This is a genomic window from Ottowia thiooxydans DSM 14619 (assembly GCF_000422885.1).
Lineage (GTDB): Bacteria > Pseudomonadota > Gammaproteobacteria > Burkholderiales > Burkholderiaceae_C > Ottowia > Ottowia thiooxydans.
Genome location: NZ_AUGX01000010.1, coordinates 201,554 through 216,245, shown reverse-complemented (window position 1 = coordinate 216,245; position 14,692 = coordinate 201,554). Strand labels below are relative to the sequence as shown.

General features: G+C 58.1%; 12 protein-coding genes. 3 read left to right on the top strand and 9 right to left on the bottom strand.

Annotated features, from left to right (window positions below; all coding sequences use genetic code 11):
- Positions 1-24 precede the first annotated feature (24 nt).
- The 3 genes from G518_RS0108675 to G518_RS39220 all read right to left on the bottom strand — a co-directional run bounded on the left by G518_RS0108675 (position 25) and on the right by G518_RS39220 (position 1,515).
- On the bottom strand, positions 25-633 hold the full coding sequence (locus tag G518_RS0108675; RefSeq protein ID WP_028602200.1) for a hypothetical protein: 609 nt from the start codon (positions 631-633) through the stop codon (positions 25-27).
- Between the two features lie 158 nt (positions 634-791).
- Entirely contained in the window at positions 792-1,289 is a 498-nt protein-coding gene (locus tag G518_RS0108670; RefSeq protein ID WP_084651597.1) for a hypothetical protein, read from the bottom strand.
- Positions 1,264-1,515, bottom strand: coding sequence for a DUF1272 domain-containing protein (locus G518_RS39220; RefSeq protein ID WP_084651595.1), 252 nt, complete (start codon positions 1,513-1,515; stop codon positions 1,264-1,266). The genes G518_RS0108670 and G518_RS39220 overlap by 26 nt, the downstream gene beginning before the upstream one ends.
- A 229-nt stretch (positions 1,516-1,744) precedes the next feature.
- On the opposite strand from G518_RS39220, the gene G518_RS0108665 reads away from it, so the two are divergent.
- From G518_RS0108665 to G518_RS0108655, 3 genes are all read left to right on the top strand, one after another.
- Positions 1,745-4,243, top strand: coding sequence for a DNA internalization-related competence protein ComEC/Rec2 (locus G518_RS0108665; RefSeq protein ID WP_245597929.1), 2,499 nt, complete (start codon positions 1,745-1,747; stop codon positions 4,241-4,243).
- 105 nt (positions 4,244-4,348) lie between these two features.
- On the top strand, positions 4,349-5,227 hold the full coding sequence (locus G518_RS0108660) for a dihydrodipicolinate synthase family protein (protein ID WP_028602197.1): 879 nt from the start codon (positions 4,349-4,351) through the stop codon (positions 5,225-5,227).
- Positions 5,227-6,192, top strand: coding sequence for a Bug family tripartite tricarboxylate transporter substrate binding protein (locus G518_RS0108655; RefSeq protein WP_028602196.1), 966 nt, complete (start codon positions 5,227-5,229; stop codon positions 6,190-6,192). Before G518_RS0108660 ends, G518_RS0108655 begins: the two co-directional genes overlap by 1 nt.
- Before the next feature lie 50 nt (positions 6,193-6,242).
- Here G518_RS0108655 and G518_RS0108650 read toward each other — a convergent pair whose 3' ends face one another.
- The 6 genes from G518_RS0108650 to G518_RS0108625 all read right to left on the bottom strand — a co-directional run bounded on the left by G518_RS0108650 (position 6,243) and on the right by G518_RS0108625 (position 14,595).
- Positions 6,243-7,151: a LysR family transcriptional regulator gene (locus G518_RS0108650; RefSeq protein ID WP_028602195.1), complete on the bottom strand. Its 909-nt coding sequence runs from the start codon at positions 7,149-7,151 to the stop codon at positions 6,243-6,245.
- 541 nt (positions 7,152-7,692) lie between these two features.
- Entirely contained in the window at positions 7,693-8,331 is a 639-nt protein-coding gene (locus tag G518_RS0108645; RefSeq protein WP_028602194.1) for a cysteine hydrolase family protein, read from the bottom strand.
- 204 nt (positions 8,332-8,535) lie between these two features.
- Positions 8,536-9,522, bottom strand: a complete 987-nt coding sequence (locus G518_RS38360) for a helix-turn-helix domain-containing protein (RefSeq protein WP_051236253.1) — start codon at positions 9,520-9,522, stop codon at positions 8,536-8,538.
- A gap of 614 nt (positions 9,523-10,136) precedes the next feature.
- On the bottom strand, positions 10,137-10,574 hold the full coding sequence (locus G518_RS0108635; protein WP_028602193.1) for a hypothetical protein: 438 nt from the start codon (positions 10,572-10,574) through the stop codon (positions 10,137-10,139).
- Positions 10,575-11,089: 515 nt separating this feature from the next.
- On the bottom strand, positions 11,090-11,992 hold the full coding sequence (locus G518_RS0108630) for a transglutaminase family protein (RefSeq protein ID WP_028602192.1): 903 nt from the start codon (positions 11,990-11,992) through the stop codon (positions 11,090-11,092).
- A 32-nt stretch (positions 11,993-12,024) separates the two neighbouring features.
- Complete coding sequence (locus G518_RS0108625; protein ID WP_028602191.1) at positions 12,025-14,595, bottom strand: circularly permuted type 2 ATP-grasp protein; 2,571 nt, start codon at positions 14,593-14,595, stop codon at positions 12,025-12,027.
- Positions 14,596-14,692: the final 97 nt, after the last annotated feature.

The following is a 14,692-nucleotide window of genomic DNA, read 5'->3' as shown; positions in this document are numbered from 1 at the left end:
CTCGTAGACACGCTCTACATGTGGCTACTGCCGGCCGGTTAACTCCAGGTAGGCTTGGCGCGTTTCAGGTGACACGGATGTCAATACTTGCTCATAGGCGGTCTGATGGCGAGCCAGCAGGCGCGCGGAGGCCACTGCGCGCGATTTGCAAAACCAGTGGCAGGTATGCTGCATCAGCAATAGCTCAGCCATCATGGTGAAAGCTTTGTCCCTCGGAGACAAACCCTTTTCATTTCGGGCTACCCGGGTAAAACCTTGCGCATGAATGGCAAATGCCTTACGGGCGTCAAAGCAGAACGAGGGCAGAAAACGTGTGACCAATGGCAGCGTTAGTGCCAACTTGCTGATGCGGGTCTGGGTTTCATCCACTTTGGAAAAGCTTTTGGCGAACCTTTCGAATTGCTCGCTGAGCTGCTCCTCAGAGCTCGCGAGCAGCCCCCAGATCTGATCGCGCCGAGCCAGATCGTTTTCACCCAGGGCACGCAGATAGCCATCCGCCAAGGTTTCCATCAAGCGTTCGATATTGAACTGGCTCAGGTGGGTACCCAGCAGTGCAATGCGTTTGCGCTGTTCCGAGGAAATAAGCATGTAGACGGCCATGCCGGCTACGAAGGCCAAGAGGAAAGAATCCATTAGAAGTTTGTAGCGAGAGGGAGGTCGTCAGGAATAGGCGGGAAGGGGAAGTTTAGTGTGAATAGGCTCATTGTTTCTGGCCCGAGCAAGTCGCTGACGGCAGACCCGGCGCATCTGCAGGTTTTATGGTCACAAACAGCGCCAAGATAGCGCGAGTTTCAACGGCCAGAGTTCTGAGCGGCACTCTCAAATTGCTTGATTTGGTTCCATTGTTGATCTGATAGGGCAGCAAACTCTGGCTCCTTTCGGAGTTCTGCTTCAATCTCGGCAGAAGGAAAACCAAATGGTGTTCCAAATGTGGGCGCATTGGGGCACTCAGCCGCAAGGGCGTTCCAGGCATCACTTGCGCTCACCCCTTCGGCGGCAGCTGCGAATGAGGTGGGAAGCCAAGCAGGTAGATTGCCTCCCGGCGATATGGTGTCTACAGCCAGCATGCGCGCAATAGCGAGTTTGGCTGCTGGTGATGCCTTAGCTCCAACGCAACGCGCTCCCGCCATGCGTTCAGCGGCTTTTCGCTCGACTTTGGCCTGCGCGTTCTCCATAGCGGCGCCCTTGGAGTTATCGCAGGAGGAAAGCAGGGCAAGGGCTGCGGTGAACACGGCCATCGCGGCGAGTTGGCCGCGTGATGCGCTAGGGCGCTGGGTTCGAGCAAGCATGGGGTTTAAGAACACGCTCTGTGGACGCGGGGTATTTTTCCAGTTTCGCTTCAGGCCGGCGAGGACGCGCAACGAGCTCTCCGCCGCAGTTCGGGCATAGGCCGTGAAGCACACCCTCCGCACATGAGGCGCAAAAAGTGCATTCGAACGAACAGATCCTTGCCTCCGTAGCGTGGGGCGGAAGATCTTTGTCACAGCATTCGCAGTTGGGGCGGAGGCTCAGCATGGTGCACTCGAAAATAGTTCGTGGGACGCAGGGTAGCTCCATCTGACTGTACGGGGTTTCGCTAAGGTCATAATGAGAACTTTAGAGTTAATCATTTTGCATTAACGTTTCGCGAGCGATAGCTGTCGTGATGCCGACTCCACTTTAAAACAGGTCATGAAAACGGCTGCTCCCGTACGTGCATCGGTAGCACGCAGCAAGTTCCATTTTCGCCCCGCACAAACCCTTCATGCGTCCGCCCGATGTCAGAAATTCTTACGCCCGTATGGCCGCTCGCTTACTGCTGGCGCTGCTTCTTGGGTGGATTGCAGGTACAGCACTTCAGATTCAACAGGCTGCGCTCTGGCCGAGGGTGGGTTATTTGGGATGCCTCATAGGCGCATTGAGTGGTGGAGCAGCTGTGCTGATGACGTCATTGCGTCAGCGCCAGCTGGGTGGCCTCATTTTGCTGCTCGCCAGCGCGGCTGGCGCCTTTGGCACCATAGGTTTGCGCGCCAGCGCCATGCACTCCGAAATGCTCAATCCCACGCTGGAAGGGCCTGATCTTGTTCTGACAGGCATTGTGGACGCCATGCCGCAAAAGAACAAAGCCGGCCAGCGCTTTCGCTTTGAGGTCGAATCGGCAACCCTTCGCGGCGACCCTGTCCAAGTGCCAGGCATGCTGCAGCTGGCTTGGTACGGTTCGGTCAGCACCGACGGCGAAACGGACAAACCCCAAGCTTTCGCGACGGAGCTGTGGGCCGGCGAGCGCTGGCAATTCACCGTGAGGTTGAAGGCGCCACACGGCAGCTTGAATCCGCATGGGTTTGATTACGAATTGTGGTTGTGGGAGCAAGGCGTTCGGGCCACGGGCTATGTACGAGCCGGACGCAAGGACGTGGCACCACGCCGCTTGCAGGCCGGTACTGGCCATTGGATTGAGCGCGCTCGCCAATCCGTTCGAGGGCGAATTCTCGCGCGCGTGGCGGCTGGGGCTGAGGGTGACGCTGCTCAAGCGGCGGATTCAAGGCGCTTTGCCGGCATCATCGCCGCGCTGGTCACAGGCGATCAGAACGTGATCGAGCGGGCTGACTGGGATGTGTTCCGAGCCACAGGCGTGGCGCATCTGATGAGCATTTCCGGGCTGCATATAACGATGTTTGCCTGGCTGGCTTCCGGCCTCATTGGGCGCCTCTGGCGGCGTACTGCTTTGTGGGGATGGCGGTGGTGCCTCTGGGTACCTGCACCCACAGCCGCCCTGATTGGTGGCGTGGCGCTGGCTGCGTTGTATGCGTTGTTCTCTGGCTGGGGCGTACCTGCCCAACGCACCATCCTCATGCTCAGCACCTTCGGCTGCCTTAGATTGCTGGGAGTGAGTTGGCCCTGGTGGTTAACCTGGCTGGTGGCCTGCGCTACTGTGTTGGCGTTTGATCCTTGGGCCTTGTTGCAGGCCGGATTTTGGCTCAGTTTTGTAGCCGTTGGGGTGTTGTTCGCGGCCAACCCTGTGGGTGACCCGGTATCTGGCAACGAAGCCCCTCTTGCAAAGGCCCGCAACGCAGGCATGAAGATGCTGAGAGAGCAGGGCGTGGTCACGCTAGCGCTCACGCCGCTCAGCTTGCTGATATTTGGGCAGGCTTCGGTGGTGGGTCTACCCGCCAACCTGCTTGCCATTCCGTGGGTGACTATGGTGGTCACCCCGTTAGCACTCGCAGGTGTTTTCTGGGCGCCATTTTGGTCTGCGGCGGCCTGGTCTCTGGAACCCATGGCGTGGTTGCTCCGGTGGTTCGCTTCCTGGCCATTTGCGAGTGTCTCTATGGTGTCAGTACCTGTGTGGGTAGGTGCGGCAGCTGTGGTTGGTGGGGTTTTATTGGTCATGCGCTGGCCGTGGGGATTGCGACTCGTCGGGCTTCCGTTGGTGCTGCCATTGCTACTTTGGCAAGCGCCGCGCCCTGTGCACGGCGCGTTCGAGTTGCTGGCTGCCGATGTGGGGCAGGGCAATGCCCTGCTGGTGCGCACGGAAAAACACACCCTGGTGTACGACACGGGCCCACGGTTCTCACTGGAGAGCGACGCAGGCGATAGGGTGCTGGTGCCATTGCTGAGGGCGCTAGGAGAGCGGGTGGATATTTTGCTGCTTAGCCACCGGGATGCAGATCACATCGGTGGTGCGATGTCGGTCATGGCCATGCATCCGAGTGCAGCCCTGCTTTCGTCGATAGAAGACGAGCACCCCTTGCAACGCACCCGGGTTTCCATGCGTTGCCAGGCCGGGCAGCGCTGGGAATGGGATGGCGTGCAGTTTGAAATCTTGCACCCGTTAGCGGAAAGCTACCACTCATCGGAGAGATCGAACAACATGAGCTGTGTGCTCCGCATAAGCGCTGCAGGTTCAGGCGGCGCAGTGGCGCTACTGGCGGGAGACATTGAGGCCAAGGCCGAAGCCGCTCTTGTGGCGCGCGAGGAAAACCTGCAGGCGGATTTGCTTTTGGTGCCGCACCACGGCAGCAAAACCTCTTCTTCGGCGCTTTTCCTGGATGCAGTGCAGCCCAAGCTGGGATTGGTTCAGTCTGGCTACAAAAACCGTTTTGGACACCCGGCACCTCCCGTGCTGGCGCGCTATGAGGAACGCGGCATACGCGTGGTCGATTCACCTACCTGTGGTGCCATGCACTGGACGAGTGTTCACCCTGAGGCGCTTCGTTGCGAAAGGGAAAAAGCGGCGCGCTATTGGCATCACACTGGCAAATGAGTGCGCAGCGCTGCAAAAGATATCAAGCACACACAAATATTGAATTGGACGGATGGGGGGCGCCATTTCTAGACTGCGTGCAGTTTTTAAATGGAATTAGCCCCTATGCAAATGAACGGCATCGTTGGCTACCTGCTCACTCCTTGCGATGCAAGAGGGCAGGTGGACCACTCCCTATTGGCTCAACATGTTGAGCGGCTTATAAATCTTGGTGTGCATGGCCTTTGTCCGCTGGGTAGTGTGGGTTGCTTGCCCTACCTGGGTGACGAGGAGCGCGACGCCGTTATCCGCACGACAGTGGCTGCTGCTGCAGGCCGTGTACCCGTGCTTGCGGGAGTGTCCAGCCTTAGCACGGCGCACACTGTTCGGCACGCGCGATTCGCGCAGGAAGCGGGAGCCGCAGCGATCCAGGTGTTGCCCAGCACCTATTGGAAACTGACGGAAGCGGAGATTTTCGAGTACTACCGCCAGATAGCTGAATCGGTTTCTATTCCTGTGATGGTCTACAACAACCCTTTCACTACGGGCCTGGATTTATCAGTTTCATTTCTGAGCAAGCTCACGGAGTTGCCCAATATCTCGCTCATCAAAGAAGCCAGCCCGGATGAGACCAAGATTTCACGGTTGCGAGAGGCGTGCCCGGATCATGTGAGTATCTTCATCGGTTTAAACCGGATGGCGAAGCAAGGATTTCAAGATGGCGCAGCGGGTTGGTGCACAGCCGCGCCCAATGTCTGCGCTCCCTTCATTCTCAACTTTCATCGCTGCGTGGCCTCCGGCGACTGGGCTGGTGCCGAGCATTGGTTTTCCAGGCAGTCGGAGCTGCTCAACTTCCTGATGGATCACGGGCTTCCGCGCACCGTCACTGCCGGGCTCGAGCTGAGCGGCGTTGCAGCAGGGCATCTGCGTGCACCGCTTTCCCCTTTGACTCCTGCGCTGAACGACGCGATGAGAGATATTCTTAAAACCATGGAGATCATCTGATGATTCAACCCCTTCGCCTGCTTACCGCTTCTTGTGTGCTTGCCGTGATGGCGGGCACCACTGCACAAGCTCAAACCTATCCCACGCAGGCTGTCCGCCTGGTGGTGCCTTTCGGTGCGGGTGGTGTCACGGACATCACCGCACGTGTGTTTGCGGAAGGTCTCTCTCGGGAGCTGGGCCAGCCATTCGTGGTGGAAAACCGTGCCGGCGCGGCCGGTGGGATCGCTGGAGGTCTTGTAGCCAAGGCCCGCCCAGATGGATACACGCTTCTTGTGATTACCAACGGAATGTTTGCAGTCAATCCGCTGATCTATCCCAGCTTGGCGTACGACCCCAAGAAGGACTTCACGTATGTGGCCATGCTGGCGAACACGCCCACCATTCTGGCTGTCAATCCGAGCAGCCCGTTTCCTTCGCTTCCTGAACTTGTGAAGGCTGCCGCTACCGAGAACGAAAAACTCAGCTTCTCGACTGCAGGGGAGGGCTCCGACAACTATCAGGTGCTTCAACTACTTCAGCAAGCGACAGGCACTCAGTTTCTTGCCGTCCCGTACAAGAGCGGTACGGAGTCGTTGACGGCGGTGATCAACCGCACGGCAGATGCCACTGCGATTTCAGCGGTCAGTGCGGTCAGCTTTGTCGATTCCAAGCAGATTCGCCCCTTCGCGGTCACATCTTCCAAGCGTCTGGCCAATTTTCCTGACATCCCCACGGTTAAAGAGGTCTTGGGCAAAAGCGTGGAGGGCGGCTCGCTCTCTGGGTTGGCTGCTCCAGCAGGTACGCCGGCAGAGGTTGTGAAGCGGCTGAATGCGGCGATCGCCAAGGTGGCTGGAAGTCAATTGGTGCACGAAAGGATCTACTCGAAGGGAAGCGAACCCGTTGACCCTTCTCAAACTGCTTTCGAGAAGCGGGTTCGAGATGAACAAGCGAAGTGGGCCGGACTGCTGAAACCGGTGGCCAAGTAAGCTCGCCATGCGTGGCCATCCAGGCACAGACCTCCTCGATGGCCGTGGTTTTAACCCAGGGGTAGCGTGACTAATAGCTCACGCGCAGTGTCCACAAACCATGGCACGGCTGGGTTGCCCGATCTGGAAGGCGTTGCAAGCGCAAGCGGGTAGGTCAGTGCCTGGTTGTCGGAATCAGTTAATGACACAAAACTCACGTGATCGACGGCAATGCGGCGCGAGGCTTGGGGAACGATGGCCACCCCCAAGCCCGCGGCAATGAGCGGCAAGGTGATCAGTGCGTGTGAAGATTCCTGGAGCGCCTTGGGGTAGAACCCTTCGCGCCGACACAAAGCCATGACTTCGCCCGCGAAGCCTGGGCTATCCGAATGCGCCAGAGTCACGAGGGTTTCTTCCCCCAACTCTGAGAGTTTGACGGTGTCCCGGCTGGCGAGGGGATGGTTGGAAGGGACTGCCAAGATCAGGTGCTGGCGAGGCAACGCCATCCACTCTATGCCGGGCACACCGGAAGAGGGCGGCACCAGAAAGGCTGCATCCAGTTCTCCTCTTTGCAATTCCCCCAGAATTCCTACCGTGCTGCCGCTGCTCAAATGAAGCCGAACCGAAGGAAAGTTGGTCGCGAATCGGTGGAGCAGGCTTGGTAGCAGCTCCAGCGATGCACTGGGAACAGAGCAAACCCGCAAACTTCCCACGCGCCCTTGGTCGGCATCACGAGTGGCTTTGATCGCGGCGTCAGCGCCATCAAGCAGGCGCTTGGCTTCGCTTAGAAAGACTCCGCCAGCCATGGTCAGCCGAACCCCCAGGCGATCACGCTCAAAAAGCTGAACCCCCACATCGGACTCCAGCCGCTTGATGGCGATGCTCAAAGGAGGTTGCGTCATGTTTAAGCGCTCAGCAGCCTTTCGATAGTTGAGCTCGGTCGCCAGCACGACAAACTGACGTAGTTGTCTGAGATCCATGTTCTGTCCGGTTTTGGCTCAGCATATCAACAACCATCAGCGACCACTGGATTGTTCTGGCGAGGTGCTCGAACAGCGGCATATAGCGGCATGCACCAACGCAATCTACAACCTCGTTTTCCGGTCGGCAGGATTATTTCAAACAACATCCGAGCTGGAGATAACTCATCCGGAATGGCCAGGCCGTCCTCTCACTAGTTGGTCGGCCCCGCCCAGCCTTATCCAAGAACGTTGATAGCACGCCGATCTTCCATGCTGAAATGAATACATGAGCCTGCGCGTTTCGGCTTGGAGCCTCTGGTCTCGCGGAGGGGCACACACCATGGACACGCCGCTAGCCCTCACCGGTTGGCCGGCCCCGCCCAACCCTCTCCCGCATGCGGGAGAGGGGGTAAAACCAGCTAGCCGCCTTGGGTTCTGGGGCTCAAGTCGGCAGGCGCGCCTGCATCAGTCTCTCCCTCAAGCAGGAGAGGGAGTCAGAAGGCCGCGGAGCAGGCCATATGGGAGCAGCCGCGTGAGCGACTCAGGGAGATTCATGTCCTCAGGCGAGAGTCACAAGGGTTTTGAACTCTTTGGCCGTCATCACATGCGCAGTTGAAAACGCCAAGATGATGAGTGTGGCCTTGTGCACTTCCTCGGCAGACATGGCGCCTTGGCCAACGTCTGGGTAGTCGAATGTGCCCGTAGCGTCTGACAGGAAGACCGTTTTGTAATTCAGGAACATGGCCTCACGGGCCGTGGAAAGGCAGCAGTTCTCGGTCGTGGTGCCGGAGACAATCACAGTGTCGATGCCCCATTCGCGCAACATCAGGTCCAGGTCAGTGGCGAAGAAGCCGCTGTACCGATGCTTCTTGATGACGTGCTCCCCTGGGGCAGGTGCCACACCAGGGTAGATTTCTATACCAGGGGTTTCATCTATCAGCGCAGCGCGGGATGCAATCGGGGGATAGAGATCGTCGTAGAGACCCATGTCGCTACCGTCTCTGCGATGAACATGGGTGGTGTAGACGACCTTGATGCCAACTTTACGGCAGAAAGACAGCGTGTCTGCAAGCCGCGGCACCATGGCGAGTGCTTGGGCCGATTGCATTGGAACGCCTTCGGCGACAAAGTCGTTTTGCATGTCCACGACGATCATGGCCGTCTTTTTGGGGTCGATTTCCTTGAGCTGATATGGCATGGTGTGTACCTCTGGGTTGCTGGGATAGTCCAGAGCTACGATATCTCCCGAGGGCGGGTTTCATTTGCCTGAGATGGCCATCTGATGTGCTCATCCAGACAGGGTGGGGGAGGGAGGGCACTTTGACGATTTCAAACTTCGACAGGCTTAAAAAAACACTGTTCACACCTTCTGATGTCGAAGCGTTGCACAAGGCTTTGACCTCTAGGTAGGCTCCGGAGCGGCCAAGCCCTGCTCAGGCACCATTTCGCGGATCAACTGATTTGCGTTGATGCCATGCAAAGCCTTGAATGTTCGGCTGAAGTGCGAGAGATTGCGAAAACCATGTGCGAAAGCGGCGTCGCTCACGCGCTCGAACTGTCCACGCAGCAGGGCCTCGCGACATGCCTTGAGACGCTCTTCCCAAAGCCAATGCATTGGCGTGGTTCCGCGAGTAGCGAACAAGCGCAACAGGGTGCGGCTGGACATGTGAAGGTCTGCTGATGCGCTTGCCAAATTGACTTCAGGGTCGTAGAGGCGCTGTAGCAAGTAGCGTTGTGCGGTTCGCAGGCGCAGGTCTCTATGAGCTAGGCGAGGCGGCTCCGCACCAGGTGTGCAAGCTTGCAGGGCGGCTACCCAGATATCCAGGGCAGCACTCCACACTTTTTCGCTGTAGGTGTCTGAACGCACATCACCGTCTTGCAGAGCGATCTCTCTGAAGGTGGCGGTGGCCAAACGTGCCAGAGGCAAGTTCGAGCGAATTCTCAGGGCGGTGCAATGTTCTGCTTGGGGGAATCGGGTGAGCATGACACGGCGAGGCACAGTGATCATTGCAGCGGCTGAGCGCTGACTGAATGTGAGGTTAAAGGGCGCGGCCTGATCATGCAAGATCATGTCGCCCGCGCCCAACTGCGTGCTGCGGCCGCCTTGCTCCAGCATCGTGGTGCCAGATCCACCAACCCAGACCAGAAAATCATCGCGGTAGTCTTTGCGAATCTCTCTGCGGCCGCGGGTGACCTTCAGCTCGACTCCAGGGCTCACCTGTGAACTAATCTGGCTTATCACCAGATCGCCAAAGGGGCGGACCTTAACCTGTGCGCTGAATGAATGGTCTCTTACCGCGCGACATTCAGTCACTGAGTAGTTGCGACAGGTGACTTGGTGCCAGCGCTCGAACGGGTCGTCTGGCAAGACATCGTCGTAGGCGGTCATATTGGACTTCTCCTTTGTGGGCGACGGAACACGTCGTGACTATTGCCCCAGGCAAGCAAGAACGATTCCAACTGATGCGAAGGTGTACAGATTGCGAATGGAATGGACAAGAGTGATAACGCGCAATAGGTACTACACCACCGAATTGTGTCGCTTTCAGCAAAACGGATGGCGCTCAAGATCAAGCGCCACCTTTTGCGTTATCACTTATCCCCGATGCCGGTCATAGTTCAGCGGAGATGGCCATCTTCCTGCTTGACGGTGCTGGCAAAGTGCAGTGTTTAGGATTAATTACTAGCCTGGATTAATTTCACGTAGCTAATCTAGGGAACCTCTGCAAAACCTCTCACGACGCCAGATCACTGCCCCCGGGCGGTATGCTACGTTGATTTTTCGCCAATAGCACGAGCTATTGGCTGCAAAACTTGCCTTGGGCTTTCTTTCGTCGGGTGATGAGGGGGATTGCGCTGAAAGCATACCTAACATCTGTTCCTGATTCAGGGTGTGATCGATTTTGTAGGCGTTAGAGTGGCCTTTGTAAAGGATCCGTAAAACACTACCTGATAATGCCAGGAGAAATTCTCTAACGATTTATATTGAATTGCTATTATTCTTTAGTTAATTGGTTTTACACCGCAGGACGAAGCCGTCATGTTTAGGATTACCGGAGATTCGTTTGCGCGGGTGTAGTGGTAGCTATAAGTAACACCTTTTGCGATTAATGTTCGATTTCTAGGTTGAGCGCAAAACGTTTCCCGCTGTGCCACTTTTGCTTTCTCCACATCGATTGGGCCAAGAAGGCGTCCAGACATGACCAGCGTTTTGGAAGGTTTATCGTAGTAGACGCTTTGCATCTCAGTAACCGCGTCAAGCCGTGCGGGCAAATTCCCCGCCATCCGTTGAGCAGTGGTCCTCATAAGCGTGTCAATCGTACTGCTGTCGGCGTTTCGTATAGACGCTTCGTCTGCAGGCGGAAGCTGCGCAACTGCGCCTTGCGTCAAGAAAAAGAGCGCAAAGGCAGCTAGCAGTCCAAGTTTCAATGGATGGGCCATTAATTGATCCCCAAAGCGCGGAACGCAACGCCAGTGACGGCTGAGGTTGAGTAAGAAAATTCCTTGTAGTCCATTGAATATCTTCTTTTTTCTCGTGAATCGACACGATTATGGCAGATTGCCTATTTCAGAATCTACTGGAAAACAGAGATTAGAATTTCTATTGAAGAGTCTCCATTAGCCTAGCCTAACGAAAATATTGTTGGCCTGGGCTCACTTTGAATATCATCCGGGGCTAATATTTTCCGCATGAACCAACGTACGACCAAAGCCATTGAGGCTATCGGATGCACAGATGCTGTCGCAAAGCATCCCCGTGTATCTATGCCCAGCGTCAGAGAGTGAACCACGTCGCCTTTGGCGTTGTCACTCTTTCCCGCATGCAGGAGAGGGAGCAAGATCAGAAGGCCGCGGAGCAGGCCATACGGGGCTGCCGCGGAGCTGGCTTTGCCAGGCCGCTGGCAGCGTCCCCCTCAGGGGGATGGCGCGTAAGCGACTCAGGGGGAGTCCTTTCATCAAGCCATCAAGGCTTTTAGTTCCTCTGGGGGGCCCACCGTCACGGACACCTCCAGATCGGGGCTGCCGCCACCCTGGATCACGCCGCGCAGCGGCGAGACATCGCCAAAGTCCCTGCCGAGCGCCAAGGTCACGTGGGTTTCTGCGGGCCTACCCATACCGCACAGGTTGTTGGTGGGGTCGAAATCAGCCCAACCTGCTTGCGGGTCATACACCTGCACCCAGGCATGCGAAGCGTCTGCGCCAATCAACCGCGCTTTACCGGGGGGCGGTTGCGTCAGCATGTAGCCACTGACGTAGCGAGCGGGCAGGCCCAGGCTGCGCAGGCTACCGATCATGATGTGGGCGAAGTCCTGGCAAACGCCTTTTCGCTGGTTCAGGGCCTCAAGCGTGGGCGTGTTGACGTCAGTGCTTCCGCTGGAGTAGGTCATCTCCTTGTAGATGCGTTGCATCAGGTCGGTGGCAGCTTCCAGTAATGGGCGACCTGGGCCAAATGCCGGGTGGGCGAAATCTGCCAACAAACTGTGATGAGGCACTCGTGGCGAGGCGAACACAAATTCAGCAGCCGGGTCGTAAGGTGCTCCAGCGTAGTAGCGAAAACCATCGGCCACCTGCTCCCAAGGTAGCCCCGGGGGCAGAGGACCTGGCGCTTGTGTGACCACCTCTGATGTGGCCAATACGGTCAGTTGCTCATGCGGGCTGGGCAGGGCGAAATAGCAGCAGGGATTACCGAAGGCATCTACGCGGTCTTGACGTTGTGCGGGAGTGGGATCCACGTCGAGCTGATGAAGCAGCACACGTTGGCCAGGCTGGTCCACGGGGCTCAAATGGGCCAGGTGCTGAGCGGTGACCACGGGCCTTCCATATTGGTAGGTGGTGTCGTGGATGATACGAAGCAGCATGATGGTGGGCTTGGAGCACGCCTTTGGCGCGATCAGGCCAGCAGACTGAGGTTGCTGCGCTCTGCATGGCTGAAATGCTCCTGACTGAGCGCATCAGACAATGAAAAGGCTGAGGTTTCGCAGGATTCCAGCACAGCCAACAGGTCAGTGTGCTCCCCCTCGGTGTCAGGTGTACTCAGGTGCGCCAGGTCCCAGGTAGCCGGGTCAGGCAGATCGGCGCACAGGCGTTGAGCAAAGTCCGGGTTGGCCTGCTCCAGTTTGCGCAGGCGTGAGCGCAAGGTGTCCAGCACCCAGGCCAATGATCTGGGGTTATCGCGGTTGACCAGCAACAGATCAAGCAGGGCCACTACGTCACGGCGTTGTTGGTAGTGGGAGTGGAATGTGATCGTGCTGTCGAACTGCGCCACCAGCGCCTCAAAGCCGGCGGGGTCCAGCACACTGCCTGTCTCGAAAGCCTCGCGCATGGCTTGGGCCAGGGTGGCCAGCCGTTCAATGAGACGCCCAATAGACAGCAGCCGCCAGCCGTTATCTCGCACCATGCGGTCGGTCTGAGTGCCTGTGATGCCAGCCAATGCTTCGCTGGCTTCTTCCAGGGCATTCAGCGCGTCCTGTGCGTTGGCTTCGGTGTCGGCGCTGAGTGGGCCTCCATGTTCGAGGAAGTCGACTTCTGCCTGCTCGATCAAGTGGCGCTGCTCCTGACTCAAGCGCTCCCGCACGTTCGCTGCGGATAAGCGCAACGAGCGCAGGTTGAATCCCACGCTGAACGCGCCTTCCGTATCGGCGAGCGACGCGATAAGCGAGCGCTCAAAAACCCGTTGGGCTGCGAATCCCAACATACCGGGCACGTGGTTGCTTACGAGCGCCTGGGCTTGAGCTTGTTTGGTCATCCAGGCTTGCAGAGGGCGGGCGGTGGGCTCTTCATCGTGCAGATTGCGCAGAATGACCTGGGCCAGCCGGACTGAATTTTCAGCGCGCTCGGTGTAGCGGCCCAGCCAGAACAGGTTTTCTGCAGCCCGGCTGGTGACCGGGCGGCGGGTTTGCGCCAGAGCCAGCGTGGTGGGGGCGTTTTGCAAAAGGCTGGTTCGATCGACCTCACCGTGGGTCATGACCCAGCAATCGGCGCTGCTTCCGCCATGCTGCATGGAGGCCATTAACTGCCCGCGCTGCGCCAGCCGAACCAGGCCACCAGGTAGAACGCGCCAGCTCTGCGGGCCGTCGGCCAGCGCATACACTCGCAGCATGGCAGCACGAGGAGCGATGTGATCGCCTGTCCAGGTAGGTGTTTCAGACAGCGGCAGGAAAGATTGAACGGTGAAATTCTCTGGGTACTGCGCCATGCGGCCAGTGATCTTGTCCAGTGCGTCGCTGCTCAGGCTGCGGCCCATTAGCGTGGTCACGGGCGAGCCGGGGTAGGTTGATTTGATCACCCCATGCCGCAACTGGGGCAGTACGCGTTGAAGGGCGGCCTGTTCGCCACACCACCAGGTGGACAGAGCGGGCAGGCGCAGTTCTTCTCCCAAAAGTTCGCGCGAGATGGCGGGCATGAAGCCGAGCAAGGCGTTCGACTCCAGCAGCGCCGAGCCGGGCGCATTGGCCAGAAGTACGTTGCCAGCACGCACGACCTGCAGCAGACCGGGGATACCCAGTGCTGAATCGTGGCGCAATTCCAGCGGATCCAGCCACTCGTCGTCCAGGCGTTTGATCAGAGCATCAACGGGTTCCAAACCCGTCAAGGTTTTGAGAAAGAGGCGGTTTTCGCGCACGGTGAGGTCATTGCCTTCCACCAGACTCAGGCCCAGGTAGCGGGCCAGGTAGGCGTGCTCGAAATAGGTTTCGTTGTAAGGGCCGGGCGTCAGTAGCGCGATGCGGGCGTTTTCTCCGTTAGGAGCCATGGCGCGTATGCCGGTCAGCAAACCCTGGTAGCTGGCAGCCAGACGCTGCACATTGAGGCCGCCAAATGCCTTGGGAAACTGCCGGGAGATCGAAATGCGGTTTTCCAGCAGATAGCCCAAACCGGATGGAGCCTGCGTGCGCTGCGAGATCACGCGCCATTGCCCATCCGGACCACGCCCCAAGTCAAATGCAGCCACGTGCAACCAGGTGTCCCCTGGCGGACGAATGCCTTTCATGGCCCGGAGGTAACCAGGGTGGCCTTGCACGAGTGCGGCCGGCAGCAGCCCTTTTTGAAGAAGGCGTTGCGGGCCGTAGATGTCCGCCAGCATGTCGTTGAGCAGGCGGGTGCGTTGCAACACCCCAGCTTCGATAGTGGCCCAGGACTCGGGCGACACGATCATGGGAAGCAGGTCCAGAGACCAAGGGCGCTGCGTGCCGTTCGCGTCTGAATAGACGTTATAAGTGACGCCGTTGTCGCGAATCTGCCGCGCCAAGCTTTGGGCGCGGCGATTTAATTCACCCATACCCTCCAGCCCTACGTGCTTGAAGAAGGAGGTCCAGTAGGGACTTAAGTTTCCACTGGCTGAATCGCGCAGTTCATCCAGGTGGCCCGGTGATGCCGCTTCAGCCCACTCGGCGGCCAAGCTCACGGGATCGACCGGCGCGCCAGAAGGAAAAAGGGGGAGGGCGGTGTCTTTCAAGGATTTCAGTCCTGTGAACTAGACACTAGCGCTCACGCCCACTGCACCACGGCGCCGGAGTCAGCCGGGCGGTAGTGCTGGGTGCGTCTTGCTGTAGCCTCACGCG

Bases quoted from the DNA above. Each gene is read 5' to 3' on its own strand.
- G518_RS0108675 (WP_028602200.1), bottom strand. From the start codon at position 633: ATGGATTCTTTCCTCTTGGCCTTCGTAGCCGGCATGGCCGTCTACATG.
- G518_RS0108670 (WP_084651597.1), bottom strand. From the start codon at position 1,289: ATGCTTGCTCGAACCCAGCGCCCTAGCGCATCACGCGGCCAACTCGCC.
- G518_RS39220 (WP_084651595.1), bottom strand. From the start codon at position 1,515: ATGCTGAGCCTCCGCCCCAACTGCGAATGCTGTGACAAAGATCTTCCG.
- G518_RS0108665 (WP_245597929.1), top strand. From the start codon at position 1,745: ATGCGTCCGCCCGATGTCAGAAATTCTTACGCCCGTATGGCCGCTCGC.
- G518_RS0108660 (WP_028602197.1), top strand. From the start codon at position 4,349: ATGCAAATGAACGGCATCGTTGGCTACCTGCTCACTCCTTGCGATGCA.
- G518_RS0108655 (WP_028602196.1), top strand. From the start codon at position 5,227: ATGATTCAACCCCTTCGCCTGCTTACCGCTTCTTGTGTGCTTGCCGTG.
- G518_RS0108650 (WP_028602195.1), bottom strand. From the start codon at position 7,151: ATGGATCTCAGACAACTACGTCAGTTTGTCGTGCTGGCGACCGAGCTC.
- G518_RS0108645 (WP_028602194.1), bottom strand. From the start codon at position 8,331: ATGCCATATCAGCTCAAGGAAATCGACCCCAAAAAGACGGCCATGATC.
- G518_RS38360 (WP_051236253.1), bottom strand. From the start codon at position 9,522: ATGACCGCCTACGACGATGTCTTGCCAGACGACCCGTTCGAGCGCTGG.
- G518_RS0108635 (WP_028602193.1), bottom strand. From the start codon at position 10,574: ATGGCCCATCCATTGAAACTTGGACTGCTAGCTGCCTTTGCGCTCTTT.
- G518_RS0108630 (WP_028602192.1), bottom strand. From the start codon at position 11,992: ATGCTGCTTCGTATCATCCACGACACCACCTACCAATATGGAAGGCCC.